Source organism: Mycobacterium sp. 852014-52144_SCH5372336 (assembly GCF_001665615.1).
Classification (GTDB): domain Bacteria; phylum Actinomycetota; class Actinomycetes; order Mycobacteriales; family Mycobacteriaceae; genus Mycobacterium; species Mycobacterium neumannii_A.
The window spans coordinates 75842-86491 of record NZ_LZSW01000055.1; the positions used below are offsets into that span (position 1 = coordinate 75842).

7 protein-coding genes are annotated in these 10650 nt (G+C 62.0%); 4 read left to right on the forward strand and 3 right to left on the reverse strand.

What is annotated here, in order from left to right; translation table 11 throughout:
• Positions 1 to 331: 331 nt before the first annotated feature.
• The gene (locus tag A5759_RS17400) at positions 332 to 982 is read right to left on the reverse strand and encodes a hypothetical protein (protein WP_068199828.1); all 651 of its coding nucleotides are present in this window, start codon (positions 980 to 982) and stop codon (positions 332 to 334) included.
• Between the two features lie 5 nt (positions 983 to 987).
• Positions 988 to 1629, reverse strand: a complete 642-nt coding sequence (locus A5759_RS17405; RefSeq protein WP_068200103.1) for a uracil-DNA glycosylase family protein — start codon at positions 1627 to 1629, stop codon at positions 988 to 990.
• A gap of 307 nt (positions 1630 to 1936) precedes the next feature.
• Between A5759_RS17405 and A5759_RS17410 the strand changes: the two genes are divergently transcribed.
• From A5759_RS17410 to A5759_RS17430, 4 genes are all read left to right on the forward strand, one after another.
• The gene (locus tag A5759_RS17410) at positions 1937 to 2698 is read left to right on the forward strand and encodes a TnsA-like heteromeric transposase endonuclease subunit (RefSeq protein ID WP_197506095.1); all 762 of its coding nucleotides are present in this window, start codon (positions 1937 to 1939) and stop codon (positions 2696 to 2698) included.
• Positions 2695 to 4761 (forward strand): Mu transposase C-terminal domain-containing protein, encoded by a 2067-nt coding sequence (locus A5759_RS17415; protein ID WP_082962183.1) that lies wholly within the window; start codon positions 2695 to 2697, stop codon positions 4759 to 4761. The genes A5759_RS17410 and A5759_RS17415 overlap by 4 nt, the downstream gene beginning before the upstream one ends.
• A 7-nt stretch (positions 4762 to 4768) precedes the next feature.
• A complete protein-coding gene (locus A5759_RS17420) occupies positions 4769 to 5800 on the forward strand; it encodes an ATP-binding protein (RefSeq protein ID WP_068199829.1) in 1032 nt (343 codons plus the stop codon).
• A gap of 916 nt (positions 5801 to 6716) precedes the next feature.
• A complete protein-coding gene (locus tag A5759_RS17430; RefSeq protein WP_068199833.1) occupies positions 6717 to 7031 on the forward strand; it encodes a hypothetical protein in 315 nt (104 codons plus the stop codon).
• A gap of 10 nt (positions 7032 to 7041) precedes the next feature.
• Here the strand turns inward: A5759_RS17430 and A5759_RS17435 are convergent, their stop codons facing one another.
• Positions 7042 to 10596 carry a DEAD/DEAH box helicase gene (locus A5759_RS17435; RefSeq protein WP_082962184.1) on the reverse strand — a complete coding sequence of 1185 codons (3555 nt, stop codon included), beginning with the start codon at positions 10594 to 10596 and terminating at the stop codon, positions 7042 to 7044.
• Between the last annotated feature and the right edge of the window lie 54 nt (positions 10597 to 10650).

A 10650-nucleotide genomic window follows, 5' to 3' on the forward strand; every position in this document is an offset into this window, starting at 1 on the left:
TTCGGCCAGAACTTCTCACCGCCTGGACCATCCGCCGCGTCCGGTGGCCACTGCGAGCCGATCACTGCCGACTCGAATACGGCCGAGTCGAATATGGAGCTTTACCGGTACCGACGTGGGCACTGCTGGCGATCCTCTCTGGTGGGCGGATAAATACCGTCTCGGTAGCACGGACCGTGGTCGAAGTTGGCCGCGCTGTTCGATCGGCCATGGCCTACTTCTCCAGCTTCACTGGCTTCCTCTTCTTCGGCGACACCTTCGGCGGTGTTGTCGGCCTGCGCAGCGGTACGCATCCCGATCCGACTCAGCGGGCACGGAGTCGACGCCGCGGTCAACGACGGGCCGCGACCTTTCGGCCGTGGTTGAAGTAGGCCATCTCCACAGCGTCCGCGCGCACACCCTCGGCGGCTGCGACGCGGTGTGCGTGGTCGATCCACTTCGCATAGGTTGATGGGTCCCACGGGCCGTACCGCGAGATGCCCCAACCGTTAACAGCTTTCAGTGCCACGGCCACGAACTGGTCCAGGATCAGAGCTCGTCCGGGTTGACGGTCACAGGCGTCTGCAGCATAGAGGAACTTGGTGAAGAACGACGGTCCGAGGTGTTTGAGGTAGTGCTGGTGCCCCCGCAGCATCGCGGTGTAGGCCTCGACGGTGTGGCCACGCTGCAGCATATCGGCGACCGCGCGCAGGGCCTCGTCCACACGCCGCGAGTCGTTGTCCCGGAACACCCGTGCGCGGCGCCCGACGAGGAACGCCGAGCCACCGGTCCCCCAGACGTAACCAGCGAGCAGTGACTGTGGCAGACCGTGACGGGTCGCGGTGTCGAGCAGATCAGCCCTTGTGATTGTGCGGTAGCCGCGGTCGCCGGCAGGCAGCTGTTCGAGGAAGGTACCCCACCCCTCCGCGACCCTCGGAACCCACCATGTCGGCCGGAACTGGAAGCCGTGAGCGAGGACGTCATCATCGGCGGGGAATTTCACGTCGCCTATTCGGCTTCCTCGCGAGCGCCACCGAAGCTCCACCGGATGGCCGCGGCCAGATTGGACACGTACTCGTCTTCCAGTTCGTCGTCGTGCTGGCGCTGTATCCACGACGGGTGCTTCGCGTTGACGATGTACGGCACACCCTTAGGAAGCCGTCCAGTAGGAGCCTCGAAGGGCGGCACCGACACCCGCGCCCGCGGATAGAAGAACCTCAGCACGCGTTCGGCGTCCCGGCCCAGCGTGATCACCAGCCGCGGCCGGACGATCTCAAGTTCGCGGTGCACGTACGAAGAGCAGTTGACGATCTCGTGCTGATGGGACGCGCGGTTCTTCGGCGGGTGGCAGTGCACCGCGTTGCTGATGAAGAGGTTTCTCTTCTCGCGGCCCGCGCGCTTAATGCCCTCGTCGACCAGGTCGCCACTGCCCTCGGTGAACGGAATCTGGGTTCCCATGCACTTCTCGCAGAGGCTCTGCCCGACCAGCGCCACCGGTGAGGTCAAGCAGCCGTAGCCGGGCGCCGACGCGGTGACGCCGTCGGTATTCATCCCGTCGCAACGCCTACAACTTTTGATTTCGTCGTCGAGGGCGAGCTTGAGAAGCTGCCGCGAAGCGACGGTGTCGTGCTCTACGGTGTTCGAACCCACCGACGGAGTGTATTGGCCGGGGCTCGCGGCGTCGGGATCACGGGCCATTTCATCGGTCCCCGACGCAGACCTAATCGCGCCCACGGCCGAGGTGTCGGTAGACAGCCTCAAAGGCGTTGGTGGCATGATCCGGCGGCCCATGTTGCGCATACCAAGGTCGGACAACAAACGACAGAACACAGCCGCTCAAAGAGGTCACACCCATGGTGGCGCGGTTTTCCTTCTTCGCGTCGTTGCCAATGAGAGGGTGCTCGACTAGGCGCGACCGGGCGTGTCCAGCAGGGCCATCCCGGACAGCGGCCATACGATGAACAACGTGCCCCCTCACGGGCGCGCGGCGGCGCAGATTCGTAACAGCGAGCTGATTGACTACCGGCCCGCTGAAGGCGAACTTGTCGCTCAAATTCCGGTCGATGAGCTGTGGTCAGTGCCGCTGGAGAAATGTGCACCTGTCCGCAAAGCGCCGTCGTACAAGGGCCAGAAGAACTTCACGGGCGAGTGGTGGTGCCTTACCACCCAATCGCACCTTCCCTTTGAATCGTGGGTCGAACGTGATTTCCTAATCGCCGCCGACTTCGATCCTCGAATCGAAGGAATATCAGTGCAGCCCCTCACTTTTCGCTTCCTGTCAGCCGAGGGCAGGCACCGCGAGCACACTCCCGACGTATTCCTCCGGACCAGATCCGGCGACGGCGTCCTCGTGGATGTTCGGCCGGACCGACTCCTCGATGATGATTCACGCGAGGCATTTGAGGCGACCGCTGAGCTATGCAGGCAAGTTGGCTGGTCTTTCTACCACGCTGCGGAGCAGCCTCCGATCCGGGCCGCGAATCTCCGCTGGCTTGCGGGCTATCGGAACGAACGAAACCGAAGGCAGGATTTCGCGACCGAAGTCACCGCACAATTGGCTTGCAAGTCGATGACGATCAGCGAGGCGGCCACAGCGGTCGGCGACCCAATCTTGGTCCTACCAACTCTCTATCACCTTTTGTGGACGCACGAGATCGACGTCGATATCGACTCGGCAACGATCAGCGAACGCACTCTAGTCCGGTTGGCCGAACGATGAACTCTGAACCCGCCAAGATCGTCATCGGCGACTTCTGCCGCTACGACGGCAGGTTCTGCGAGCTGGTGGCGATCGACGGAGTGGTGGCGAAGCTACGGCGCGAGGATGGTCAGCTCGCCGCTGTGAAGATTGCGGACCTGTTCGCGGACAGTTCATTCGACGTCTTCTCCCCTAGTGTTCGTCGTCGCCCGATTCCGCCAGACTACTTTTCTACGCTGCCGAACCAGATCCAAGAGCGTGTCCTCTGGCTCGAGCATCACATCTCTGAAGTGATCGACGGGACACCGATCGGCTCTCCGCCGCAAACAATGCCGCGCAACGGGTACGACGTCCGAGCGACATCACTTGGGCAGCGCGAGCGAAACAAGTGCCTCGAACTCGAATCTGCTGGAACGCCATTGGGACTGAAATACGTTCAGGAACTTCGCCGGCGCTACGAAAGGTCCGGTGTCGCCGGGCTCATCGACGGCCGTCTTCATCGCCGACGCTCGCCAACCCGACGCGTCGATGATCGATACGTGGGCGTGCTCTTGGAGGTCCTGAACGAGAACGAACTGCAATCGACCCGGACCGAAATTGCCTTGAAATGGCATGTGGACCGGCGAGTGGTCGAGAAGTTCAACAACCAAGTGAAACTCCCCTCTCACACCACTTTCCATCGACTGATGAAGCAACTCCCCCAGGCGCGCCACGCGACCGGATCCGCTCGAACCCGGCAGACGAGGAACCATCAGCCGGAAGGCATGTTCAGCAAGGTCGTCGCAAGCCGTCCAGGTGAGTGGATGCAGATCGACACGACACCCTTCGACGTCGGCATCCGACTCGACGAGTCCGTTAAGGGCCGAGTGGAGCTGACCGGACTCGTTGACGCTGCGACGCGAACCATCGTCGCGGCGGTGCTACGACCAACAACGAAGGCCGTGGACGCATCACTTCTTCTCGCGAAATCGATGACACCGGAACCAATGCGCCCCGGCTGGGTCGATGCCGTCCGGATGTCGAACTCCGTCCTGCCCTACCACGCCATGCGGTCTGTCGACGACAGGCTTGACCACGCCGCTGCGCGCCCCATCATCATTCCCGAGAACATCGTCTACGACAGCGGCGCGGTGTATCTCTCGACCACCTTCCGTTCGGCATGTAGGTCGTTCGGGATCAGCATGCAGCCCGCTCACAAGGATGAGCCCACCGACAAGCCGATTATCGAACGTACCCTTGGATCGGTCAAAACGCTTTTCGCACAGTACGTCACCGGCTACCTCGGGTCCTCGGTTGAGAACCGAGGTAAGAACGCAGACCAGAATGCCGTCTTCTCCCTGCAAGAGCTTCAGGACCTCCTTGATGAATGGATCGTCGTCGCTTGGCAAAATCGACCCCACGACGGACTGCGCGACCCGCTGAATCCGCAACGAAAGCTGACACCGAACGAGAAATACGCGTCGATGCTCGCCGTCAGCGGCTATATCCCGGCGCCCCTGAGTTCCGACCAGTACGTCGCCCTACTCCCCAGCCTGTACCGAACGGTGACGGCCGCGGGCATCACCATCGACTACCGGGTATACGACAGCGACGCCTTAGATCCGGCGCGCGGCGAAATCTCCGGGGTGCCAGGCAAGGGCGTCCAGTGGCAGGTTCACTACGACCCGTACGACGTCAGCCGCGTCTGGGTCCGCAACCATCACGGCGAGGGCTACCTGATGGCCAACTGGACGCAGCTACAGACCGCACCACAACCGTTCGGATCGGCATTGTGGGACCATGCACGCCAACTCGAAACAAGTCGAGGTGAGCGACGAACGTCCCAAGAGGCGATCTTCGCAGCAGTCGAGGACCTTCTGGGACGCGCGTCCGTCGCGCCTGAGTCTCCACGTCGGCGTCGCAAGACTGCGAAGGACCGCCGTGTTGTCGCGCACACGCGGGCTGCAGCGGAGTTGCCACCGACTGTCCCCCCGACAGAAGAATCGACTGCGCCTTTCTTGCCCTCAGAAGAGGACGTCGACGATATCGCTGATGTCATTCCACTCCCTGTATTCGACGCCGAGAAAGAGTCCAACACATGGTGATTCGAAGATGACAGTTGATGATCAGTGCGCCGAACCTGACCTCGACCCACGCCAGCTGCCGTCAGTCACACTTGATGGCTGGCGTAGATTCGTCGACGCGAAACCAGCAATGTTTGACTTGCTCAATCACGACACCTACAGCACGCTCACCGGCGCGGAGAAGCTCGCCTTCGATGACCGCCGAATGGCCTATCACTCCGAGTTGGTCATCATCGAGACCTCTACGGTCCGCCACATCACCCGCCAAGGACGCCTGCTGACCCTGCTCAATCAACGCGAATGCGGCGCTCGGCGGTCCATGATCGTGTCAGGGCCTTGGGCCAGTGGGAAGACCACCACCATCAAGCTGCTCGGGAAGATCCACGAGCAGAACGTACGTCGCCGGTATCCCGGCCAGGATCGCATACCTGTTGTCTACATCACGACGCCGCCGAAAGGGTCCCCTCGCAAGCTCGCATCGGAGTTCGCCAACTTCCTCGGGCTGACGACGCGTCAACGCCACAACACAACCGACATCGCAGACGCCGTCTGCCATGTGCTCACCGAAGCCCGCACAGAACTCGTCATCGTCGACGAGATACACAACCTCAACCTTGCCAGCGCCGCCGGCGAGGACATGTCCGACCATTTGAAGTACTTCAGCGAGCACATGCCGGCCACTTTCGTCTACGCGGGCATCAACGTGGAGCGTTCCGGCCTGTTCACCGGAGTCCGCGGCCGACAGATTTCGGGGCGCTCGGTCCTCATAAAGACAGGCAACTTTCCATTCAACGATGAATGGAAATCCCTTGTCGCGTCGATGGAATCAGCACTGCGCCTCTACAAGCACAGGGACGGGACGCTGACGCGCAACTCCAAGTACCTGCATCAAAGAACGGGCGGGTCGATCAGCAGCCTGAGCCACCTTATTCGCGTAGCCGCGATCACGGCAATCCTCAGCGGAGAAGATGCGGTCAGCCGGGAGTCGCTCGACGCAGCCATCATCGACCATGCGGCAGAGTCCGCAACCAGTCACCCAAGCGCGCCGAAAGCCGGCTAGGCCGAATCATGCAGACGTTTACGACGAGCAGTCGCAATCAGACACTTCCGCGCCCCGTGAAGCCGCTCCCCAACGAGGTACTTGCCGAATATCTCGCTCGCCTAGCGAAAGCGAACGGCATCAGTAGGTCTCGCCTCGAAGCGCTGCTGACCCGCCGTGGACCAACGATGCGGGCTGCTTTGTGCAAGAGCGTGTCGATGAGTGACCGCGCTGTAGCCTTCGCACTGCCCGAATTGCGGGTCCCTGCCGATTGGACAATCTACCCGCAGCTGCACCGGCGCGAAGTTGAGTCCATCGGCCCAGGCTGTCCACACTGCGCGTCGAGGCATGGAGAACGAATCACATTCCCACAAGTCTGGTCCACACACGACCACGTGTTCTGCGGCGTACATAGTTTGTGGCTCAACGGAACTGCGTTCCGTGTGGACGCTACGCGGCCGGTCACGAAAGTCATAGGTGCTTCACGTGCGGACATACTGCTTGCACACCGACGTCACCAAAGGCTTATTCACAGCCATGGCCGGGCGTCGATTCGTCAAGCGATCTCCGATGCCTACGAGGTAGTGGAGCACTGGAATTACTGGCAGCCGTTGGGGGCCGTCAGCTTCCGCTTGGCCGAGCTTGAACCCGACGAGACCCAGCGGGGTTCCGGCACCGCTTGTCGCAACGCAGCCATGTACCCGGAGATCGTGCGCCTAGCAACTGCGCTGTCCGACCCTTCCTGGAAGTCTCGACTGCTTGCGGAGAGCAGAGCTGAGCGTGGCAAATCCCTGCTCGACCTGTTCGAGCTCGTCATCGACGGCCATGTGCCGTACCGCGCCGCGGATCCCCTCTACGAGTGGAGGCTTCGTCAGCTGGCCGCGATGGATACCGATAGCCGAAGGGATGCAACTACCAAAGGAGAGGGAGGACCACGATGACGACCAATGATTGTGTGCCGGCGCTGCCGTGGGGCGCAGCGGGTTGCACTGAATGGGAGTTGGATGGTGATGAGCTGTACAGGATTGTTTACACCGACGAGCAGCGCGTGGACGGCTGCGAACATGGGGTGCATCTGTCTGCTCTCCAGCATCCGGATGGGACGCTCAGCCGAAAAAATCCGACAGAAATCTACGTGTATATCGCTGGTGACGGCCCCTTGTCCGGTGCACAATCCCGTGCGCTGGCTCAGATGCTGCTCGACGCCGCCGAGCAAGCCGACGGATGGGCGGCGCTGGAATCGAGTGAGTAAGTGCAAGCGGTCATGCGCACTCACCTGCATGGACTGTAAAGCACGAGGGACAGACGCTTTCTGATCTCTGGGAAGCTTGACCGTTTGATCCTAAAGCCGACGCACGCGCGGGGCTCGTGACACGTTGTTCGCTGGCCTTCGCATCCCGGCGCAGCGCCGCGATAACGGCGTTCCGGAGCTCAGTTGGTACTTGCCTGGTACGGAGCAGCTTGCCCACCCGGTCAACCAATTCGATTTCAGTCAGCGTTTTACCGGCTGACGCATTCCGACAGTACTGCAGCACCTCGCTTGGGGGCACGATGTCAATGGTCCGGGGACCGAGTTCGCGTGCGACTGCTGAGGACTGGCTCGGCAGCCTGAAAGTCCTTGGCTTATTGCCGGTTTGGTTGAACGGATTCTCCGAAACGATCCTCTGCCGGCGCTCAGCCGCTGAGATAGCCCTGTTGATTAGTCGAGAAAATTCGTCGTGAGACTCACCGCTCCCCGCGCTCTTTCTGTACACCTGGTGTATCCGCCAGCCGGTCACGGGACCTTCGACTCCGACAATGCGAACAATGTTGTCGATGATGCGGTTGGCCGGTGTCTGCGAGATCGGTGGCAACGCTTCGGAAAAAACAGGATAGGTCTTCAGTGCCGGAAGCCCAGGGCTGGTCGCCTGCGGCATAGCGCTCAACGACGCGGGTGACTCTTTTTGTTGCGGAGCGACGCGGCGCGGCCGGTCAGCGAACGTACCCTCCCTAGTGCGGGCGGACTCCTGGTTCGAAGGCCCAGGCTCGGCCGCCGGGCTACGGGGCGTTGGCGGCGGATGAATGACAGGTACCGGTGTCGACGGCCCCTGCGAAGCTGGCGGACGCTCGCGACGGGGTTGCTCGGAAACGGCCGTGCTGTCGCCGATCTTCGTCTCGGCTGGGGCTCGGGCGGGCGCGGCCTGTGCCGGTTGACCAAAGAGCCTTTCGCGCTCGGAGGCAATGATGTCGCGTGCGAGTTCAGCCTCGGTGACGTCATAGGCTTCCGGAGCGCTTGCGGCCAAGTCGCTCTCGCGCGCGAAACTTTCGAATAGCGCTTTCTTCGTTGCGAGGATCTCCCGGAGCCTTTGATCCACACCTTCTTCGGAAAGCAGTCGATGAACCTGCACGGATTCCAGCTGTCCCATGCGGTGTGCACGGGCGATGGCTTGCCACTCGGTGGTGGGCTTGAGTTGTGGTTCGCAGATCACGACGACAGATGCCGCTTGAATATTCAGACCCACGCCGCCAGCGACGATCTGGGCGACCAGCACCGCACCCTTCTTGGCAGCGGAGAAGTCGTCCACCAGTACCTGCCGCTGGCTGGCTGCGACTGAACCGGTTAAAGGGCCGAAGACCCTTCCGGGCATCTGCCGTGCAATGTCGCTCAGAACGTCGAGGAAGTGTGAGAAGACGACAACACGGCGCCCATTTGCTTCCGCCTCCTGAACGATCTCGACCAGGCGCTGCATTTTGGTCGACTTGAGTCCCTGCTTCATCGTGGCTTGCCGCATCGCCATGAAGTTCCGCTGCTCCACGGCAGCGCGGTAGGCGGCGACGTCCTCGCCCGACATCGGCATCCACTCGTCGACCTCGACGAGTTCAGGCAGCTCCGTGAGGACATCTTCTTGGTTGCGGCGCAGGTACGCTGGCGCCACCTGGCGACGAAACTTCTTCGGAGCGAACTCGTTTGCATCCAGCAAAAGGTCTGGGCGCAGATAACCGACGAGATTGCGGAACTCGTCCAACCGATTCTCCAGCGGTGTGCCGGTCAGGAGAATCGCTCGTTCACAGGAGCCAATGAGCTGCGACGTACGCTGCGTACGAAGCGCGTCGGGGTTCTTGATGTAGTGCGCTTCGTCGACGACCACGCAGTTGAGTGTCGGTGTGGAGACCTCGTCGTTGAGCCAACGCAGGGTCTCGAAGGTGGTGACGCCGACGCCGCCGTTGCGCTCCCAGTTCTTGGCCGCCCATTGTCGGTCGGGCCCATGTAGGCGGTGCGCGGGCAGTTTCGATTTGGCGGTGACTTCGCGGACCCAGTTCGTCACTACTGCGGCGGGGCACACGACGAGGAAGTTGTGCTCGCCTTTCGCGCGAAGGTGCGCCAAAGCTGCGATGGCTTCGACGGTCTTGCCCAGGCCCATCTCGTCGCCGATAATGACTTTCCGCTGGACCAGAGCGAAGCGTGCAGCGAAGCTTTGGTATCCGCGTAGCGACGCTGTGAGGTAGTCGCCTTTCAGCTCGAAATCACGCACCGCTTCAATGATTTCGGTGGGCAGATCACCGTGGGTCTTCTCGTCATCCTCGGTGATGAATCCCAGTTCGGCTAGCAGCGCGAAATAGTCTGCAGGTCGGGTGACGAAGTCCTCCCACGGGTCCCCGCTTGTTGCCGCGTCTTGCGCGTCGGCGATCGCACGCGCGGACCGGGCCACAACCTGGATGGCGTCGCGGAAATCCGCGACGGTCGACAATGCGGTCGGGATGACGATGGCATGGGTGACCGTGTTATCGATGGCTGCCGCAACGGGCGCCAGTTCCTCGACGATCGCCATGTCCGCCGACGACGTGGAAGCACGACGTGCCGCATCCCAGGCGCGGAGGCGGCGCAGGAATTGAGTGTGTTCTGGGGTGCGGTTCTTAATGTCGATGCGCATCGGCATCTCATCGAAGGTGTTCTGTCTCAGTGTCCGAGCGGCAGCGCGGATGCGGGTGGCGGAGGTCTCCCCGATGCCGTCGAAGTACTCGAGTATGCCCTCGTTGTTCAGGACGGCGAGCACGTTGGTGATGCCGTTGTCCGTCAGAGCCCCGACGCGGATCTTGTCGCGGGTGGCTTCCCGGAGCCGTTCGACGGACATGTCTGCCAGCATCCGGTCGGTCTCTTTGTTTCGGACCTTGTTGCCGGCCTCGACTGCAGACCTGCGCAGCTTGGACTCTTCGGCGGCTGCGCGCCGGATGACAGCTGTGGCGTTCGGGAGGATCGCGAAGGTCGTCGAGTCTTCAAGCGTCGCGGTTTGGCCGTGGTCGGGTAGCTGCTGTTTGAACCCCACCCAGTCGGCCAGCGCGTCGTTCACGGTCAGGGCCCGAATCCGCGGATCGTCAACAGGCCTGGCCTGGTCGATAGCCTGGCCGATACCGCTGGTGTGGAACCAGCGGCGGTAGTCAGTGAGGAACTGTGCAGCCTGGTTGGCTTTGTCTCGTGTGCCGCCGAACATCAACAGGCGGCCGAACCCCGTGACCTTTCTCAAGTCCGTGGTCGCCGCAGCGACCTCGGTGGTGAGCCGGTCGAGTTCTCGTTGAACGTCGGGGTGTATAGGCGGGAGGCAGGCCGAACGCGCCGCGGCTTGAAAGACGGCTTGGTCGGTGGAGCGCAACGGGATGACGTGCCAGAGGTAGCGGTTGTTTCGTCGGGCCTTCACAGTCCGCGCTCGCAGTGCTGCGGACTGTGCGACGGCCGCTTTAGCAATCTCGTGGCGGGCCGCGGTCACTGCTGTGGCGGCGTCGACCCAGCCTCGTATTTCGTCACCAATTGCCGATGTTGACGGCTGTTCGTCGCTGCCCATGGTCCCCGTTGATCGACTCGCTCCCTTGCGGGAGATTAGCGGACCTAGCGACGA

Coding starts and splice junctions, on each gene's coding strand:
- A5759_RS17435 (WP_082962184.1), bottom strand. CDS start 10,596: ATGGGCAGCGACGAACAGCCGTCAACATCGGCAATTGGTGACGAAATA.
- A5759_RS17410 (WP_197506095.1), top strand. CDS start 1,937: ATGAACAACGTGCCCCCTCACGGGCGCGCGGCGGCGCAGATTCGTAAC.
- A5759_RS17420 (WP_068199829.1), top strand. CDS start 4,769: ATGACAGTTGATGATCAGTGCGCCGAACCTGACCTCGACCCACGCCAG.
- A5759_RS17430 (WP_068199833.1), top strand. CDS start 6,717: ATGACGACCAATGATTGTGTGCCGGCGCTGCCGTGGGGCGCAGCGGGT.
- A5759_RS17415 (WP_082962183.1), top strand. CDS start 2,695: ATGAACTCTGAACCCGCCAAGATCGTCATCGGCGACTTCTGCCGCTAC.